This is a genomic window from Streptomyces sp. SLBN-118 (genome assembly GCF_006715635.1).
Lineage (GTDB): Bacteria > Actinomycetota > Actinomycetes > Streptomycetales > Streptomycetaceae > Streptomyces.
Genome location: NZ_VFNP01000001.1, coordinates 1,445,586 through 1,463,520, shown reverse-complemented (window position 1 = coordinate 1,463,520; position 17,935 = coordinate 1,445,586). Strand labels below are relative to the sequence as shown.

Genomic DNA, 17,935 nt, shown 5'->3' with positions numbered 1-17,935 from the left:
TTGCGTACGCCACTGACAATCCCGTCCGAATTTCGCCCAGTTCAGAGCAGCGTCAGCTGCGTCGGCTCCGGAAGAACCGCCGGATCGGGCTCCAGCGGCACCCGGACACGCCGGGGCATGCCCCGGTCCGCCGGCCCTATCCCGAACTCCGTGGCCAGCTCGTGGACATGGCGCGTGATCCGGCGCTGGTACCACTTCGGCGCGTAGGCTCCTTCCGCGTACAGCCGCTCGTAGCGCTGCACCAGATGCGGATGGTGCCGCGCCACCCAGGCCATGAACCACTCGCGCGCGCCGGGCCGCAGGTGGAGAACGAGCGGGGTCACCGATGTCGCCCCCGACGCGGCGATCGCACGGACGGTCGCGCGCAGTTGGTCCGGTTGGTCGCCGAGGAAGGGGATGACCGGCGCCATCAGCACCCCGCAGCCGATGCCGTTGTCGGTGAGGGTGCGCACCACGTCGAGGCGGCGCTCGGGCGAGGGCGTGCCGGGCTCGACGGTGCGCCACAGTTCGCGGTCGGTGAATCCTACGGAGACGGAGATGCCCACCTCGGTCACCTCCGCCGACTGTCGCAGCAGCTCCAGATCGCGCAGGATCAGCGTGCCCTTGGTGAGGATCGAGAACGGATTGGCGTGGTCGCGCAGGGCGGCGATGATGCCGGGCATCAGGCGATAGCGGCCCTCCGCCCGCTGGTAGCAGTCGACGTTCGTCCCCATGGCGACATGCGCGCCCTGCCACTGCCGGGACGCGAGCTGCCGGCGCAGCAGCTCCGGAGCGTTGATCTTCACGACGATCTGGGAGTCGAAGTCGAGCCCGGTGTCGAGGTCCAGATAGCTGTGGGTCTTGCGCGCGAAGCAGTAGACGCACGCGTGCGTGCAGCCCCGGTAGGGGTTGACGGTCCACTCGAACGGCATCCGTGAGGCGCCCGGCACCCGGTTCAGGATCGAGCGGGCGCGGATCTCATGGAAGGTGATGCCGCGGAATTCGGGTGTGTCGAAGGTTCTGGTGGTCACCGCGGACGTCGCGAAGAGCGCGGTGTCCCCGGCCGCCCGGGGGTTCTCGGCCAGATTGTCCCAGCGCATGGCGCCTCCTCGGTAGCACTGACCACAGAATAGAACACTTGTTCCCTCGATCGCCGCAACCCTGTTCCCCGAACCGGACCGAACCGGGCAGGGGTCGGACCCGAAGCGGATTTGGGCGGCTGGTTGCGAGGTGATTGGCTAGCGGCACCCCCGAAGAACCAAGTGCTGGAGGAACAGGAATGGCGCAGGTCGAGGCCACCACGGAACGGATCATCTCGGCGGACGCGGAGAAGGTGTTCGACGCGCTGGCCGACTACGAGAACACCCGCGCGAAGCTCCTGCCCGAGCACTTCAGTGAGTACGAGGTCCGCGAGGGCGGCGACGGCGAGGGCACCCTCGTCCACTGGAAGCTCCAGGCGACCAGCAAGCGCATCCGTGACTGCCTTCTCGAAGTGACCGAGCCGACCGACGGCCGGCTGGTCGAGAAGGACCGCAACTCCTCGATGGTCACCACCTGGACGGTCACCCCGGCGGGCGAGGGGCGGTCCAAGGTCGTCGTCAGCACGGTCTGGAACGGCGCGGGTGGCATCGGTGGATTCTTCGAGAGGACCTTCGCCCCCAAGGGACTTGGGCGCATTTACGACGCGGTGCTCGCCAAGCTGGCCGCCGAGGTCGAGAAGTAGTCCACAGGCGGTCGAGCAGTGGGTCGGGAAGTAATCGACCCGAACACTCACCGTTTCGAGTGGTTTTCCCCGCGGCTTTGTGATGCGCCCGCGCGTCACGGGTCGCGGGAAAGCCCCTGATGAGCGCCCGACGCGCCCCCCTCCAGGGCGAGTTGGCCCCGCGAAGTGTCCCCGCTCTCAATTGCGTCCCGCTTGCTCCCCGTTGGCGTGGAATGCGAAGAATTACGCCGCGCAGTCGCGACGAGGGGAGCAGTTACGTGGGCGGGATCACTCTGGTGAAGGACGAGCAGGCCGCGGCCGCAGCGGCTCCGCCTCCACCGCCCGGGCCCGCCGACAGCACCGCGCTCAGCCCCCGCCGCGTACGCCTCGTCTTCACCGGTCTGATGCTCGCGCTGCTCCTCGCCGCGCTGGAGCAGATGATCGTCGCCACCGCCCTGCCGAAGATCGTCGGTGAGCTCCAGGGCGTGGAACGGATGCCGTGGGCGATCACCGCCTATCTCCTCACGGCCACCATCGCCCTGCCCCTCTACGGCAAGCTCGGCGACCTCTTCGGCCGCAAAGGTGTCTTCCAGTTCGCGATCGTCGTCTTCGTCGTCGGCGCCGCACTGGCCGGCCGGTCGCGCAGCATGGACCAGCTGATCGCCTTCCGTGCCGTCCAGGGCCTCGGTGCCGGCGGCCTCATGATCGGCGTGCAGGCGATCATCGCCGACATCGTCCCGGCCAGGGCACGCGGCCGTTTCATGGGACTCATCGGCGCGGCCTACGGACTCGCATCCGTGACGGGACCCCTGCTCGGCGGCTTCTTCACCGACCATGTCTCCTGGCGCTGGTGCTTCTACTTCAACGTGCCCCTCGGCCTGGTCACCCTGCTCGTGATCACCGCGGTTCTGAAGCTGCCGAAGCCCGCGGTCCGCGGACGGCTCGACATCCTCGGTGCCCTGTTCCTGGCCGCAGCCTCCACTTTCCTTGTCCTGCTGACGAGTTGGGGCGGCACTCAGTACGCATGGGGCTCGCGCGTCATCCTGGGACTGGCTGCCGGGGCCGCGGGCTGCACCCTGCTGTTCATCGTCGTGGAGAACTACGCCACCGAGCCGATCATCCCGCTGCGGCTGTTCCGTGACTCGGTCTTCCTGGTCACCAGCCTCCTCGGCGCTGTCATCGGCGTCGCGCTCTTCGGCGCGGCCAGCTATCTGCCGACCTTCCTCCAGATGGTCGACGGCGTCAGCGCCACCAAGTCCGGGCTCCTCATGCTGCCCATGACGGGCGGCATCGTCGTCGCCTCGATCGTCTCCGGACGGCTCATCACCCGTACCGGCCGCTACAAGATCTATCCGGTTCTCGGCAGCGCGGTCTCGGCCGCCGGGATGTGGCTGCTGTCCCGCCTGGACGGGGGCGCCCCGCGGCTGGAGCACAGCATCGGGCAGGCCGTACTCGGTATTGGCATCGGACTGGTGATGCCGGTTCTGGTCCTGGCCGTGCAGAACTCCGTACTGCCCGCCCAACTCGGCACCGCCACCAGCGCCGGCATCTACTTCCGGCAGATCGGCGGCAGCATCGGCGCCGCTGTCTTCGGCACCCTCTTCGCCCACCGCCTCACCCGCGCCCTCGCCGACCGCCTCCCGGCCGGCGCCTCCCTGCCGGACCCGCGGTCCATCACCCCCGAGCGGGTCCATGGCCTGCCGCCCGCCCTGCGCGACGGCTATGTCCAGGCCTACGCAGACGCGATGCCGCGGATCTTCCTCTATCTGGTGCCGGTGCTCACGCTCGGCGTGTTCATCGCCTTCTTCCTCAAGGAGAAACCGCTGGTGTCCCACATCGCCTCCGCCGAAACCGCGTCCGTGCCCAGGGCCCGCAGCGCGCCCGCGTACAGCTCCGGCGTCCCGGTCTGCGGAACCGTCCAGCACCACGACGGCAGCGGCGTCTCGCGCGCCGCCCTGACCCTCATCGACGTCTACGGGAGCCAGATCGGGCGCGGCGCGAGCGGCGAGGACGGGCGGTATGCGCTGAGCGTGCCGGGCTCCGGTTCGTATGTGATGATCGCGGCGGCCGGCGGGCATCAGCCGCAGGCGGTCACCGTCACCGTCGGCGAGCGGCCTGTCGAGCTCGACGTGGTCCTCGGCGGTGCCGGACGCCTCGCCGGGACCGTCGTCACCGCGGACGGCTCACCCGTGCGGGACGCGGCCGTCACGCTCACCGACGTACGCGGCGAGGTCGTCGCCTCGACCCGCAGCTGCCGTGAAGGCGGCTACCAGTTCACGGAGCTGGTGGCGGGGGAGTACACCCTCGCGGCGAGCGCCCCCGCCTTCCGTCCGGCCGCGCTCCCGGTGAGCGTGCAGGCCTCCCGCGAGACGAGGCAGGACATCGAGCTGGCGGGCGGTGCGATGCTCAAGGGGACGGTACGGGCGGGCGGCGGGCGGCCGGTCGAGGATGCGCGGGTCACTCTGCTCGATGTGGCGGGCAATGTGGTGGACACCCTCACCACGGGCCCCGACGGCACCTTCCGGTTCGTCGACCTCTCCTCGGGGGAGTACACGGTCATCGCCGCAGGTTACCCGCCGGTCGCCACGGTTCTGCAGGTCGCGGGCGGGGGGCGCACCGAGCGCGATCTCCAGTTGGGGCACGAGGACTGATCCGTCGTCAGTTGCGAGCGGGCGCACTACCTATTCCTCCGTTGCCCGGCGCAGCGCGTGCGCGGCGCCGTACCGTGGTGGTAAGGCCGCAGGAACTGCGGCGGGGAAGGAGCCTGTCACCCATGGACAGTGGTGTTCCGCCGACACCGCCACAGCAGTACGCCGTGGCCGGCCGGATTCCGCTTGCCGTGGTCGTCGTGGACGGTGACGGCCTGGTCTCGCACTGGTCGACCGGTGCGCGGCGGCTTTTGGGCACCACCAGGGACGAGGCGGTGGGCAGGCCCGCCGTGGACCTGCTCCCGGTCACCGGAGCGCTGGCCCCCGAGGGCGAGTACGACGCGTACGACGGCTATGGCGGCCTCGGCCCCGGACTCGACGCCTCGCTGAACGGCCTGACCTCCTATCCGGCGGCGGGCAGGGCCCGGCTCTCCGAGCCCGGACGCGACCGGGTCGACGTGCTGTGGTGGGCCTATCCCATGGTCGGCCCCGGCGAGGAGCGGCTGCTCGTACTGGCCGCGGACGCCGCGCAGTTCGCGGGCGAGGACGAGAGCGTCGAGCGGATCGCTCCGGGATTCGCCCTGCACACCGAGTTCTCCGGCTCCGACGAACTGGCGCGCAGGCTCCCGGAGATCCTGCCGAGCATGAGCGTTCGGCAGTCGACGCGGATCGTCTCCCAGGTCCTCGAACTGGGCTATCCCGTACTCGAGTTCAGCCATCACGACCGGGTGCCGGTCACACCCGACTGGGGCGTGCCCCGGCGCGCGGAACGCAAGGCGCGGCAGCGGGCCGCCGAAGCCGCGGCCGCCGCGGGCCGGGCGGTGGACACGGCCGATCTCGAGCAGGACCTCGAGTACGCCGCGGTGCGTGAACGGCTCGAGTTCCTCAACGAGGTGAGCGGCCGCATCGGCTCGTCCCTCGACCTCGCCCGTACGATCCAGGAAGTCAGCGCGGCCGTCGTGCCGCGCTTCACCGATGTCGCGGGCACCTACCTGCGCGAACAGGTCGTCGCCGGCGAGGGTTTCCCGGACGGACCGCCCGACGCGACCACGATGTGGCACCGCGTCGCGGTCGAGCATGTGGACGAGCCGGGCCGCTGGGACGATGTGGTGCCGGTCGGCGAATCCATGCCGTTCCCCGAACACACCCCGTTCTTCCAGTGTATGACCACCGGCGATCCGGTACTGGTGCCGCGCATCAGCGAGCAGATGGGCACCGCCATCGCCTCGCAGTTCGAGAAGCGTGACATACGGCCGCTCATCAGCGGGCGCTCCATGCTGGTCGTTCCGCTGAAGGCGCGCAATGTGGTGCTCGGATTCATGATTCTGCTGCGCCACCCCGAGCGCGCCCTGTTCAACGACATGGACCGAGTCACCGGGGCCGAGCTGGCCGCGCGCGCCGGGCTCGTCCTCGACAACGCCCGGATGTACACCTACCAGGAGAATGTCGCCGAGACCCTCCAGGACTCGATGCTGCCGCAGGTCACCCCGCGGATGGCCGGATGCGACACGGCCACCCGCTATCTGCCGGGCACCCTGCTCGGGCGGGTCGGCGGCGACTGGTTCGACTCCGTCAAGCTGCCCGGTTCCCGCACGGCGCTGGTGGTCGGCGACGTGATGGGCCACGGCCTCAACTCGGCAGCGATGATGGGCCAGTTGCGTACGGCCGTACAGACCATGGCCGCGCTCGACCTGCCGCCCGAGCAGCTGCTGCGCAATCTCGACGACCTGGCCCAGCGCCTGGGCGAGCACTATCTCGCGACCTGTCTGTACGCGGTGTACGACCCGATCGGCAATGAGCTCCAGATGGCGAACGCGGGCCATGTGCCGCCTGTGATCGTCCGGGCGGCCGACGGGCGCAGCGAACTCCTCGACCTGCCGACCGGAGCGCCGATCGGTGTCGGCGGAGTGCCCTTCGAGAGCGTCCGTGTGCCGGTGGCGTCCGGCGACCGCCTGGTGATGTGCACGGACGGCCTGGTCGAGGTGCGGGGCGAGGACATAGGCGTCGGGCTCGCGACGCTGTGCGAGTCCGCCGCGCACCCCGCCGCCTCCATGGACGACGCCTGCGACACCATCATCCGCTCGCTGAACACCCGCGGCGGCCGCAAGGACGACGTGGCCCTGCTGATGGCCCGGCTGAACGGCATCGATCCCGAGGACGTGGCCGTCTGGGAGCTCTCCCGTGAAGCGCGCGAGGCGGGCAGGGCACGGCGCCTGGTCCGCGGGCAGCTGCGCTCCTGGGGGCTGGCCGAGCTGACGGAGACCGTGGAACTGCTGGTCAGCGAAGTGGTCACCAATGCGGTACGGCACGCGAGCGGCCGGAGGGCGGAGCTTCGCCTCGTCCGGGCGGGATCACTGCTGTGCGAGGTGGCCGACGAGGACCACAACCTGCCGACCATGCTGGACGCGCGCCCGGCGGACGAACTCGGACGCGGACTGCGGGTGGTCAGCGCCCTGGCCCGGGAGTGGGGCACGAGCCGCACGACCGATGGGAAGACGGTCTGGTTCGACCTGGCGCTGCCGTAAGTCACTGCGCGGAGTCCCGGCCGGTCGCTCGAACGTCACGTGAAGGAATGCGCCGGGTGCTTTTCGCGGCAACCATGGAGCGATAGACCGAACTTGACGTTGTGTCACCACCCCTGGGGAGCAGGTCATGAGCGTGACGACTCGGTACAAGGACGCCTGGGAGGGCTTTTGGGGCGAAGCCTCCGCGGAGCCCGGATCGGTCTTCTGGGACGCGGAGCCGACGCTGACCGCGGGACTGCATCTCGCGCTCTACGAACCGTATGTGGACCATCCCGCGCTGACGCTCCTTGACCTGGGATGCGGCAACGGAACCCAGACGCTGTTCCTGGCCGACCGTTTCCCGAAGGTGCTCGGCGTCGACCTGTCGTCCGCCGCGATCGGCCTCGCCCGAAGGCAGGACAAGCAGGGCGGCGCGCAGTTCCGGGTGATCGACGCAGTGGACGGTGAGCAGGTGGCGCGGCTGCATGCGGAACTGGGCGAAGCCAACGTCTACATGCGGGGCGTCCTGCACCAGTGCGACCCCGAGGACCGCCAGCCGCTGGCGGACACGATCGCCACACTCGTCGGCGAGCGCGGACGCGCCTTCGTGGTGGAACTCGCCGAGGCGGCCGGCCAGAAACTGATGGGCCTCGCGAAGTCGCCGTCGGGCCCTCCTGCGAAGCTCCAGCCGGTCTTCAAGCACGGCATCGTGCCGGGCGCGGTGGCCGACGCGGAAGTGGCCGAGTTGTTCACAGCAGCCGGTCTCGACGTGCTCGCGAGCGGTGAACTGCCCCTGACGACAACGGAGTACGCCCCGGACGGCTCGCGCATAGAGCTTCCGTCGACGTGGCTGATCGTCGGCAGGAACGGATAACGCCCCGCGGACGCGGCGGCGCCCGGCGGCCGGTCGGCGGACCTTCGGTGGACCGGACCACTGGCACCCGAATCGGTCCTGGCCCGGGCGTTGAACGACGCGTACCGTGATGCCGTGAAGATCCTCATCAGCGCCGACATGGAAGGCGCGACCGGTGTGACCTGGCCTGCCGATGTGCTGCCCGGCACGCCCCAGTGGGAGCGCTGCCGGACCCTGTTCACCTCGGACGTGAACGCCGCGGCACTCGGTTTCTTTGACGGTGGCGCCGACGACGTGCTCATCAACGAAGCGCACTGGACCATGCGCAATCTGCTGCTGGAGCATCTGGACGACCGGGTCCAGATGCTCACCGGCAAACACAAGTCGCTGTCGATGGTCGAGGGTGTGCAGCACGGCGACGTGGACGGTATCGCCTTCGTCGGGTACCACACGGGCGCGGGCACCGAAGGCGTGCTCGCACACACCTATCTCGCCAACTCGATCACGGGCGTGTGGCTGAACGGCATGCGCGCGAGTGAAGGGCTGCTCAACGCGCACGTGGTCGCGGAGTACGGCGTGCCGGTGGTGCTCGTCACCGGAGACAATCTGACCTGTGTGGACGCCGACGGATATGCGCCGGACGCCCGCAAGGTCGCCGTGAAGGACTATGTGTCACGGTACGCGGCGGTGTGCCGCACCCCTGGCCGGACCGCGTCCGACATCCGCGCGGCGGCAAAGGAGGCGACGACCCTGGCCGGGCGCCGCGAGCCGGTGCGGGCCGGCCCGTTCACCGTGGAGCTGGAGTTCGACGCGGAACATCTCGCCGCGGCGGCCACCGTCGTTCCGGGGGTTGCGGGCAGCGGTGAGCGCAGGGTCGCGTACACCAGCGAGACGATGTATGTGGCCATTCGTACCTTCAAGGCGGTCACGACGATCGTCTCGGCGGCAATGGAGGAGCAGTATGGCTGATGTGACAACCCCCATCGACGTTCAGGCGCTCGACGAGGTGGTGACCTTCACCTCCGAGCTGATCCGGATCGACACCACCAACAGGGGCGGCGGCGACTGCCGGGAGCGGCCCGCCGCCGAGTACGCCGCCGAGAGGCTCGCCGGTGCCGGACTCGAGCCCACCCTGCTGGAGCGCACACCGGGGCGCACCAATGTCGTCGCCAGGATCGAGGGAACCGACCCCTCCGCCGACGCCCTGCTTGTCCACGGCCATCTGGACGTGGTGCCCGCCGAGCCCGCCGACTGGGCCGTGCACCCCTTCTCCGGGGAAGTCCGCGACGGCGTCGTCTGGGGCCGCGGTGCGGTCGACATGAAGAACATGGACTCGATGATCCTCGCGGTCGTCCGGGCCTGGGCGCGGGCCGGAATCAGGCCCCGGCGCGACATCGTGATCGCGTACACCTCCGACGAGGAGGCCAGTGCCATCGACGGCTCGGGCTTCCTCGCCGACCACCACCCCGGCCTCTTCGAGGGGTGTACGGAAGGAGTCAGCGAATCCGGGGCCTTCAGCTTCCACGCCGGACCCGGGATGACGCTCTACCCGATCGCGGCCGGTGAGCGCGGCACGGCCTGGCTCAAGCTCACCGCACACGGCACGGCCGGACACGGCTCCAAGGTCAACCGTGCCAACGCGGTGACCCGGCTGTCCGCAGCCGTCGCGCGGATCGGTGAGTACCAGTGGCCGGTGCGGCTCACCCCGACCGTACGGGCCGCGCTGGCAGAACTCGCCCGGCTGCATGGCATCGAGGCCGATGTCGAGGCGGACGGTTTCGACGCCGACGCGCTGATGGCGAAGTTCGGCAGGGCCGCCGCCCTGGTCCAGCCGACCGTCCGCAACAGCGCGAATCCGACGATGCTGGAGGCGGGTTACAAGCTCAATGTGATCCCGGGGCACGCGACCGCCTATGTGGACGGGCGGATGGTGCCCGGCGGCGAGGGCGAGTTCAAGGACACCCTCGACCGGCTGACCGGTCCCGACGTCGAGTGGGAGTTCCACCACCGCGAGGTGGCTCTGCAGGCACCCCTCGACTCCCCGGCGTACGCCAAGATGCGCGCGGCCGTCGAACTCTTCGACCCGGACGGCCATGTCGTGCCGTACTGCATGCCGGGCGGCACCGACGCCAAGCAGTTCTCGCGCCTCGGCATCACCGGATACGGATTCTCGCCGTTGAAGCTCCCCGTCGGCTTCGACTACGCGGCCATGTTCCACGGGGTCGACGAGCGCGTCCCGGTCGAGGCGCTGCACTTCGGGGTCCAGGTTCTCGACCACTATCTGCGGTCCGCATAGGGGGAGTCGGTCATGCTACCCACGGGAGCCTATGGAACCTGGCCATCGCCGATCGGCGCGGCACTCGCCGCCTCGCACGACGGCCGCCCCGAGTTCCTCGGCCTGATCGGCGACGAGGTGTGGTGGACGGCGCCGCGCCCCACCGAGGGCGGCAGACGCACGCTCATGCGCCGACGCGCCGACGGCGCCGAGGAGTCTGTACTCCCCGCCCCGTGGAATGTACGCAGCAGGGTCATCGAGTACGGCGGGCACCCCTGGGCCGGGGCCCGGCGCCCCGGCGGCGGTCCGCTCGTCGTCTTCGTACACTTCCCCGACCAGCGGCTGTACGCGTACGAGCCGGACGCACCGGGGTCCGCGCCGCTACCGCTCACCCCCATGTCCCCGGTCGGCGGCGGACTGCGCTGGGCCGAACCCCAGCTCCACCTGGAGCGGGGCGAAGTCTGGTGCGTACTGGAGGAGTTCACCGGCGAGGGGCCCACGGACGTACGCCGGGTGATCGCGGCCGTGCCCCTGGACGGCTCAGCGGCAACGGACCGCGGCGCGGTACGGGAACTCTGCGACGACCGGCACCGCTTCGTCACCGGGCCCCGGCTCTCGCCGGACGGGCGGCGCGCCGCCTGGATCGCCTGGGACCATCCGCAGATGCCCTGGGACGGCACCGTCGTCATGCTCGGCGAGGTGAACGAGGACGGTCCCTTCGGCGGGGTCCGGCCGGTCGTCGGTGACACGGACGAATCGGTCTGCCAGGTCGACTGGGCTCCGGACGGCTCGCTGCTCTTCGTCTCCGACGTGAGCAACTGGTGGGAGCTGCAAAGGATCCGGCCGGACGCGCTGGGGCCGGATGCGCCCGTGTCCGGCGTCGTGCCGAGCACCGCCCTGTGCCCCGGCCGCGGGGAGGAGTTCGGCGGACCGCTGTGGAAGATCGGCCTCAAGTGGTTCCATCCGCTGGGGAACGGACTGATCGCGGTCATCCACGGCAAGGGCACCACCGCCCTCGGGGTACTCGACCCCGAGACCGGGGAAGTCGTCGACGCCGCGGGGCCCTGGACCGAGTGGGCGTCCACCCTCGCCGTGCAGGGAGACCGGGTGATCGGCGTCGCGGCCAGCCCGCGCAGCGCGTACGAGGTCGTGGAACTCGACACCCGCACCGGGCGGACCCGGGTCATCGGCTCGGCGCACGACGACCCCGTGGACCCGGTGTACTACCCGGAGCCGCAGATCCGCACCTTCACAGGGCCCGACAGCCGCGAGATCCACGCCCATATCTATCCGCCCCACAGCCCCGACCGGATCGCGCCCGACGAGGAACTGCCGCCGTTCGTGGTGTGGGCGCACGGCGGCCCCACCGGGCACGCCCCTCTCGTCCTCGATCTGGAGATCGCCTACTTCACCTCGCGCGGCATCGGCGTCGCCGAGGTCAACTACGGAGGCTCCACGGGATACGGCCGCGAGTACCGCGACCGGCTGTGCGAGCAGTGGGGTGTCGTCGACGTCGAGGACTGCGCGGCCGTGGCCGAGACCCTGGCCGCCGAGGGCACGGCGGATCCCGGGCGACTGGCCATCCGCGGCGGCAGTGCCGGCGGCTGGACCACCGCGGCCTCCCTCGCCACCACCGACCTCTACGCCTGCGGCACCATCATCTATCCGGTTCTCGACCTGATGAGCTGGGCGACCGCGACCCATGACTTCGAATCCCGGTACCTGGACTCGCTGATCGGCCCGCCCGCCGAGGTGCCCGGCCGCTACCGCGAGCGCTCGCCGCTCCAGCACGCCGACCGGATCGGCGTGCCGTTCCTGCTGCTCCAGGGACTCGACGACGTGATCTGCCCACCCGTGCAGAGCGAGCGCTTCCTGGCGCAGATGGCGGGCCGCGGCATACCGCACGCGTACATCGCCTTCGAGGGGGAGGGCCACGGCTTCCGCAGGGCCGACACCATGGTCCGCGCGCTCGAGTCCGAACTGTCCCTCTACGCCCAGACCTTCCGCATCAGCCGCCCCGACATCCCCCTGCTGGAGCTGAAGAAGTGACCCTCGAGCCCCTGACGCGTCCGGAGCGATTGAGGCCGGGAGCCAGGATCGCTGTCGTGGCGACCAGCGGCCCCGTCGCCGACGACCGGCTCGAAGCGGGCCTGGAGATCCTTCGTGGCTGGGGCCTGGACCCCGTCGTGATGCCCCATGTCCGCGACCGGCACCCGCGGCTGCCGTATCTCGCGGGGACGGACGAGGACCGCGCCCGCGATCTGACCCGGGCCTGGTGCGATCCGACGGTCTCGGCGGTGATCTGTGCCCGCGGCGGATACGGCGCGCAGCGCATGGTCGACCTGCTCGACTGGAGTGCCGTCCGCGCGGCCGGTCCCAAGATCTTCATCGGCTACAGCGATGCCACCGCACTCCATGAGGCCTTCGCCGTCCGGGCGGGCCTGGCCACTCTGCACGGGCCGATGGCCGGCGCACTGACCTTCCTCAAGGACGAACGCACCCGCGAGTCGCTGCGCGCCACGCTCTTCGAGCCCGATTCGGTACGCACTCTGGGCCTGGAGACGGCCCGGACCCTGGTCCCCGGCCGGGCCCGGGGCGTCACCCTCGGCGGCTGTGTGAGCCTGCTCGCAGCGGAACTCGGCACGCCGCACACCCGGCCGTCGGCGCGCGGCGGTCTGCTGCTGATCGAGGACGTGGGCGAGGAGGACTACCGGCTCGACCGGATCCTCACCCAACTGCTGCGCTCCGGCTGGCTGGAGGGTGTCGCGGGCGTCGGGCTCGGATCGTGGGAGGACTGCGGTCCGTACGAGACGGTGCGGGCGGTGCTGCTCGACCGGCTCGGCGGCCTTGGCGTGCCGGTCGTGGAGAAGCTGGGCTTCGGGCACGGCGCGCCGGCGCTGACGATGCCGTTCGGGGTGCGGGCGGTGCTGGACGCGGACGCGGGCACGCTGACGCTGGACGAGCCGGCTCTGCGGTGAGGGGTTGCGGGGGTGGTGCGCCTGCGGCAGCGTGTTCCCCACCCCACCCCACCCCACCCCGCCCCATTCCGTAGGTAACCGGGGCTCCGCCCCGGACCCCCGCGCCTCAGTCGCCGGCCTGGCGGAAAACCAGCCCGTCCGGCGTTTGAGGACATGCGGCCGAAGGTCGCATACGGGGTCTGGGGGCTTGCCCCCAGTTCAGGGATGGGGGTACCTCCCACGGCCGCCAGGCCGTAGGGGGAGGGCGGGTGGGGAACAGGCCCGCCGCAGGCGCCACGCACCCCCGACGCCGCCTAGTCGGCCGACAGCGCCGCGTACCCCGGACGGATCACCTCGTCGATCAGCCGGCGCCGCTCCGGCAGCGGCAGGAACGCCGACTCCACCGCCGCGACGGTGAAGTCCTCGAAGACCCCGGGCCCGTAGCCGAACGCGTGCACCATGTGCTGGAACTCCTCGCTCATCGTGGTGCCCGACACCAGCCGGTTGTCCGTGTTGAGCGTGACGCGGAAACCGAGGCGGCGCAGCAGGTCGATGGGGTGCGTCGCATAGTCCTTGGCTGCGCCCGTCTGGAGGTTGGACGTCGGGCACACCTCCAGAGCGATGCGGTTGTCGCGTACGTACGCGGCGAGATGGCCCAGGTCCACGGTGCCGTCGTCGTGCACCGTGATGTCGTCGGTGATGCGGACACCGTGACCGATCCGCTCGGCGCCGCAGATCTGCACAGCCTCGTGGATGGACTCGGCGCCGACGGCCTCGCCCGCGTGGATCGTGAAGTGACAGTTGTGCCGCTTCAGATGCTGGAAGGCGGGCAGGTGGCGGGACGGCGGGTTGCCGATCTCGCCGCCCGCGATGTCGAAGCCGGCGACCCCGCTGTCCCGGTGGGCGACCGTCAACTCGGCTATTTCCAGGGAGCGTTCGGTGTGGCGCATGCCCGTGAGCAGGGCACGGACGGTGATCCGGCCGTCGCTGCGGCGCTCACCCTCGCGGAAGCCCGCGTTGACCGCGTCGACGACCTCCTCGAGGGTCAGGCCGCGCTCCAGGTGCTGCTCGGGGGCGTACCGCACCTCGGCGTACACGACCCCGTCCGCCGCCAGGTCCTCGGCGCACTCCGCCGCGATGCGCTCCAGCGCCTCGCGGGTCTGCATCACCGCGCAGGTGTGGGCGAAAGTCTCCAGGTAGCGCTCCAGCGAACCGGAGTCCGCGGCGTCGCGGAACCAGACCGCCAGCTCGGCCGGGTCCTCGGTGGGCAGCCCGCGGTAGCCGCACTCCCGGGCCAGCTCGATGATCGTGGCGGGGCGCAGACCGCCGTCCAGATGGTCGTGGAGGACCGCCTTGGGTGCGCGGAGGATGTCAGACAAGTGCATCCCGGGAGTGTACGGCACGTCCGGGGGCGATGCCGTGACGGGCGTCTCCCGCGCTGTGGCCGCTCTCAGGCCGACTGGAGTACGGGCAGGGCGGGCGCCCCGGTCGGCAGCATGTGCTTGGCCGCAAGGATCGGGGTGTCCTCGACCCGCACCACTTGGGTGACCAGCACCGCAGGAGTGTCGGCCGCCCGGCCGAGCTGTTCGCCGCGACGCTGTCCGAGAAGCGTCGCGCTCACCCCGCTGTGGCCGGACAGCGTCACCCCGCGGGAGGCCCCGACGAGGACCGCGAGCATCGAGGCGGCCGGAGCGGGCGCGGCCCGCAGCGCATCGGCGAAGGCCGGATGCGCCCGATTCAGGACCTCCTCGGCGGCCGCCCACTCGTGGCTCAGCGCCGCGGCCGTGCCCTCCCCGGCCAGCAGTGACTCCCAGAACCGCAGCTCGGCCCCGGCAGGCGCGAGCAGGTGCTGGGTGGTGAAGTCGGTGGGTTCCTCCACGGCACGCAGCAGGGGCCGCACCCTCAGCGGTGAGCCGGGCGACAGCAGCTCTTCCAGTGGCTGGATGTGCTCGTAACCGCGGCGCGGGGGGCGGTCATTGACGGTCCGGCCCACTCCCCGGCGTACCGAGAGCAGTCCGTCCTCCTGGAGCAGTAGCAGCGCCTCGCGCAGGGCGGGCCTGCTCACCCCCAGCTCGGCCGCGAGCCTGGGCTCGGACGGCAGGGTGGAGCCTGGCGGATAGATGCCTTCGTGGATGGCGTCCGCGATCCGCTCGTACAGGACGACGACCGGCCTCCGCTGCTGCCCGCTGACTGCCACTGACCCTCCTCGGCTCATTTGTCAGCAAGTAGATACCAATCTATGCGGCTGCTACTTGTCAGACAAGGTTGATCGATGTGCGGGACGAGCCGTGCTCCCCGCCGCTGACGCACCGGGCACCTCACCCGTACGGCCCGCTTCACCACCCCCACGGGACCGGGATCCCTTTAGGCTGGCGCGATGCCCGAGAATTCCCCCGCCTCTCCGTACCTCGCCACGGGCCCACGGGTCGGCGTCCGCCACTACACGTACGAGGACGGCGAGGAATTCACCGAGCTGGTGCGCCGCAGCACTGAGCACCACCGGCCCTGGCTCTTCCCGCCCACCACGGCCGAGACCTATGCCCTCTACGCGCAGAGGCTCATCGAGGACCCGACGCGGGCCGGATTCCTTGTCTGCGAGCGGGAGTCCGGCGGGATCGCGGGCTTCATCAACATCAACAACATCATCGCGGGCGGCTTCCGCTGCGGGGCGATCGGTTACGGCGCTTTCGCGCATGCCGTCGGGCGCGGCCTGATGGGCGAGGGCCTCGGACTGGTCGTGCGATACGCCTTCGGCGTCATGGGGCTGCACCGTCTGGAGGCCAACATCCAGCCGCTGAACACGGCGTCCATCGGCCTCGTGCGCCGGGCGGGCTTCCGCCTTGAGGGCTTCTCGCCCGACTTCCTCTTCATCGACGGCGCCTGGCGCGACCACGAACGCTGGGCGATCACCAGCGAGTTGCTCGTGCGCCGGCCGCCGGCGCATTGAAGTTCTGTGCCTTTGCCGAAGCCTGACGGAAGCCTGACCCACGGATCCCCTGGTCAGGGTGGCGACCTCCGTGTTCCATGGGCGTCATGACAACCGTGCGGCGTACCGTAGTGTCCCTGCCCGCCGCCCCCGTGGGGCCGCCGAATCCGCTGCCCGCGCTGCGTCCGCTCGACGAGATGCACGCCATCGACGAGCGCACCAAGCGGGAGCTGCCGCGCGAGATGGCACGGCAGATCGGGTACGAGCCACTGCGCACGCTGCTGCCGGTGCGGGTACTCGACGGCTACGGCCGCCGGCGCACCGAGACACCCCTCGACGCGATCGTGATTGAGAACGAGCGGCTGCGGGCGACGGTACTGCCGGGCCTCGGCGGCCGTGTCCACTCACTGCACCACAAGCCGACCGGGCGTGAACTCCTGTACCGCAACCCGGTTTTCCAGCCCGCCGACTTCGCTCTCAACGGCGCCTGGTACTCCGGCGGCATCGAGTGGAACATCGGCGCCACCGGACACACCACGCTGTCCTGCGCACCGCTGCACGCCGCCGTCGTACCCGCGCCGGACGGGGGCGAGATGGTCAGGCTCTGGGAGTGGGAGAGGCTGCGCGATCTGCCCTTCCAGGTCGATCTGTGGCTGCCCGACGGCTCCGACTTCCTCCATGTCGGCGTACGGATACGCAATCCGCACGAGCGCCCCGCGCCCGTCTACTGGTGGTCCAACATCGCCGTCGAGGAGCACGAGACGACCAGGGTGCTCGCACCCGCCGAGGAAGCCTGGCACTTCGGATACGAACGCAGCCTGCGCCGCGTGCCCGTGCCCCCATTCCGGGGCGCGGACCGTACGTACCCGCTGCGCAGCGAGTATCCCGCCGACTACTTCTACGAGGTGCCCGCCGAGGCCCGTAAGTGGATCGCCTCGCTGGACGCACACGGTCACGGCCTCGTCCAGACCTCGACCGATGTGCTGCGCGGCCGCAAGCTCTTCCTGTGGGGCTCGGGGCGCGGCGGACGGCGCTGGCAGCAGTGGCTGACCGAGCCCGGTACAGGAGGCTATGCGGAGATCCAGGCCGGGCTCGCGCGCACGCAGCTGGAGCACGTACGCCTCGACGGGGGCGGGGAGTGCAGCTGGCTGGAGTCCTACGGACCGCTCACCGCCGACCCTGCGGCCGTCCACGCCGAGGACTGGGCCGCGGCGCGTGCCGAGGTGGAAACCCGGCTGGAGCAGGCCCTGCCACGGGAGGCGGTGGACGCCGCGTACGAGGCCTGGCGGTCCTGTGCGGACGCCGAACCGGGCGAGCGGCTCGCCACCGGATCGGGCTGGGGAGCACTGGAGGTGCTGCGCGGCGGACACAAACTGCCCGGCACACCCTTCGACGAGTCGACGCTCGGCGAAGAGCAGGCGCCCTGGAGGGAGTTGCTGAGGACCGGCGTCTTCCCGGCGCCTCGCAGGGTCGTCCCGCCCGGCCCCTCGCTCGTCGCACCGCACTGGCGCGACATGCTGGAGACCGCGCCTGCGGAACCGCTGACCGAGTACCACCTGGGTGTCGCGCAGTGGCACGCGGGCGACCTCGCCCAGGCCGTACGCAGCTGGGAGCGCGGACTCGGACTCGCGCCGTCCCGCTGGCCGTTGCTGCGCTGCCTCGCGGTCGCCGACCTGGAAGGCGGCCACATGACGCGCGCCGCCGAACGCTACGCCGAAGCCTTCGACGACCTGTGCCAGGAGCGCCGCGACAACGGAGAGACCTGGACCTCGGCAACGGCAGCCCTCGGCCGGGAGGCCATCGCGGCGCTGCTCGCCGCCCGCCGCACCGACCAGGCCCGCGCGGTCTGGGAGCGTCTGCGTCCGGCGGTCCAGCAGCGCGGCCGCTTCCGGCTCGTCGAGGCCCAACTCCTCGTCGCCGAGGGCCGCAAGGACGAGGCCCGCGCCATTTTCGACGCGGGCTTCGAGGTGGCGGACCTGCGGGAGGGGACGGAGATCCTCGAAGAGGTGTGGTCGCGGATCACCGACGAGCCACTGCCCGAGGAGTACGACTACCGGATGCGCCCTTCAGGGGGCTGAGGCCTCCACGCAG

At 70.7% G+C, this 17,935-nt stretch carries 13 protein-coding genes; 10 read left to right on the top strand and 3 right to left on the bottom strand.

The window, feature by feature from the left end; all coding sequences use genetic code 11:
* Positions 1-41 precede the first annotated feature (41 nt).
* Positions 42-1,079, bottom strand: coding sequence for an Rv2578c family radical SAM protein (locus FBY35_RS06680; protein ID WP_142212895.1), 1,038 nt, complete (start codon positions 1,077-1,079; stop codon positions 42-44).
* 179 nt (positions 1,080-1,258) lie between these two features.
* Here FBY35_RS06680 and FBY35_RS06675 point away from each other — a divergent pair, with 179 nt between their 5' ends.
* The 8 genes from FBY35_RS06675 (at position 1,259) to FBY35_RS06640 (ending at position 12,939) form a co-directional block, all read left to right on the top strand.
* Complete coding sequence (locus FBY35_RS06675; protein ID WP_142212894.1) at positions 1,259-1,702, top strand: SRPBCC family protein; 444 nt, start codon at positions 1,259-1,261, stop codon at positions 1,700-1,702.
* 257 nt (positions 1,703-1,959) lie between these two features.
* Entirely contained in the window at positions 1,960-4,332 is a 2,373-nt protein-coding gene (locus FBY35_RS06670; protein WP_260848539.1) for an MFS transporter, read from the top strand.
* 122 nt (positions 4,333-4,454) lie between these two features.
* Positions 4,455-6,854 carry a SpoIIE family protein phosphatase gene (locus tag FBY35_RS06665; protein ID WP_142212892.1) on the top strand — a complete coding sequence of 800 codons (2,400 nt, stop codon included), beginning with the start codon at positions 4,455-4,457 and terminating at the stop codon, positions 6,852-6,854.
* Positions 6,855-6,981: 127 nt separating this feature from the next.
* Positions 6,982-7,707 (top strand): class I SAM-dependent methyltransferase, encoded by a 726-nt coding sequence (locus FBY35_RS06660; protein WP_142212891.1) that lies wholly within the window; start codon positions 6,982-6,984, stop codon positions 7,705-7,707.
* Positions 7,708-7,821: 114 nt separating this feature from the next.
* On the top strand, positions 7,822-8,655 hold the full coding sequence (locus FBY35_RS06655) for a M55 family metallopeptidase (protein WP_142212890.1): 834 nt from the start codon (positions 7,822-7,824) through the stop codon (positions 8,653-8,655).
* Entirely contained in the window at positions 8,648-9,982 is a 1,335-nt protein-coding gene (locus tag FBY35_RS06650; RefSeq protein WP_142212889.1) for a M20/M25/M40 family metallo-hydrolase, read from the top strand. The genes FBY35_RS06655 and FBY35_RS06650 overlap by 8 nt, the downstream gene beginning before the upstream one ends.
* A gap of 12 nt (positions 9,983-9,994) precedes the next feature.
* Positions 9,995-12,010, top strand: a complete 2,016-nt coding sequence (locus tag FBY35_RS06645; protein WP_142212888.1) for a prolyl oligopeptidase family serine peptidase — start codon at positions 9,995-9,997, stop codon at positions 12,008-12,010.
* Positions 12,007-12,939 carry an LD-carboxypeptidase gene (locus FBY35_RS06640; RefSeq protein WP_142212887.1) on the top strand — a complete coding sequence of 311 codons (933 nt, stop codon included), beginning with the start codon at positions 12,007-12,009 and terminating at the stop codon, positions 12,937-12,939. The genes FBY35_RS06645 and FBY35_RS06640 overlap by 4 nt, the downstream gene beginning before the upstream one ends.
* A gap of 293 nt (positions 12,940-13,232) precedes the next feature.
* Here FBY35_RS06640 and FBY35_RS06635 read toward each other — a convergent pair whose 3' ends face one another.
* Both FBY35_RS06635 and FBY35_RS06630 read right to left on the bottom strand, forming a co-directional pair.
* Positions 13,233-14,303 (bottom strand): adenosine deaminase, encoded by a 1,071-nt coding sequence (locus FBY35_RS06635; protein WP_142212886.1) that lies wholly within the window; start codon positions 14,301-14,303, stop codon positions 13,233-13,235.
* Positions 14,304-14,368: 65 nt separating this feature from the next.
* Positions 14,369-15,115 carry a GntR family transcriptional regulator gene (locus FBY35_RS06630; protein WP_142212885.1) on the bottom strand — a complete coding sequence of 249 codons (747 nt, stop codon included), beginning with the start codon at positions 15,113-15,115 and terminating at the stop codon, positions 14,369-14,371.
* 180 nt (positions 15,116-15,295) lie between these two features.
* Here FBY35_RS06630 and FBY35_RS06625 point away from each other — a divergent pair, with 180 nt between their 5' ends.
* Positions 15,296-15,865: a GNAT family N-acetyltransferase gene (locus FBY35_RS06625; RefSeq protein ID WP_142212884.1), complete on the top strand. Its 570-nt coding sequence runs from the start codon at positions 15,296-15,298 to the stop codon at positions 15,863-15,865.
* Positions 15,866-15,951: 86 nt separating this feature from the next.
* Complete coding sequence (locus tag FBY35_RS06620; RefSeq protein ID WP_260848538.1) at positions 15,952-17,922, top strand: DUF5107 domain-containing protein; 1,971 nt, start codon at positions 15,952-15,954, stop codon at positions 17,920-17,922.
* The last annotated feature ends 13 nt before the right edge of the window (positions 17,923-17,935 follow it).

Excerpts from the sequence above, each read along its gene's own strand:
- FBY35_RS06680 (WP_142212895.1), bottom strand. The coding sequence starts at position 1,079 with ATGCGCTGGGACAATCTGGCCGAGAACCCCCGGGCGGCCGGGGACACC.
- FBY35_RS06675 (WP_142212894.1), top strand. The coding sequence starts at position 1,259 with ATGGCGCAGGTCGAGGCCACCACGGAACGGATCATCTCGGCGGACGCG.
- FBY35_RS06665 (WP_142212892.1), top strand. The coding sequence starts at position 4,455 with ATGGACAGTGGTGTTCCGCCGACACCGCCACAGCAGTACGCCGTGGCC.
- FBY35_RS06660 (WP_142212891.1), top strand. The coding sequence starts at position 6,982 with ATGAGCGTGACGACTCGGTACAAGGACGCCTGGGAGGGCTTTTGGGGC.
- FBY35_RS06650 (WP_142212889.1), top strand. The coding sequence starts at position 8,648 with ATGGCTGATGTGACAACCCCCATCGACGTTCAGGCGCTCGACGAGGTG.
- FBY35_RS06645 (WP_142212888.1), top strand. The coding sequence starts at position 9,995 with ATGCTACCCACGGGAGCCTATGGAACCTGGCCATCGCCGATCGGCGCG.
- FBY35_RS06635 (WP_142212886.1), bottom strand. The coding sequence starts at position 14,303 with ATGCACTTGTCTGACATCCTCCGCGCACCCAAGGCGGTCCTCCACGAC.
- FBY35_RS06625 (WP_142212884.1), top strand. The coding sequence starts at position 15,296 with ATGCCCGAGAATTCCCCCGCCTCTCCGTACCTCGCCACGGGCCCACGG.
- FBY35_RS06620 (WP_260848538.1), top strand. The coding sequence starts at position 15,952 with ATGACAACCGTGCGGCGTACCGTAGTGTCCCTGCCCGCCGCCCCCGTG.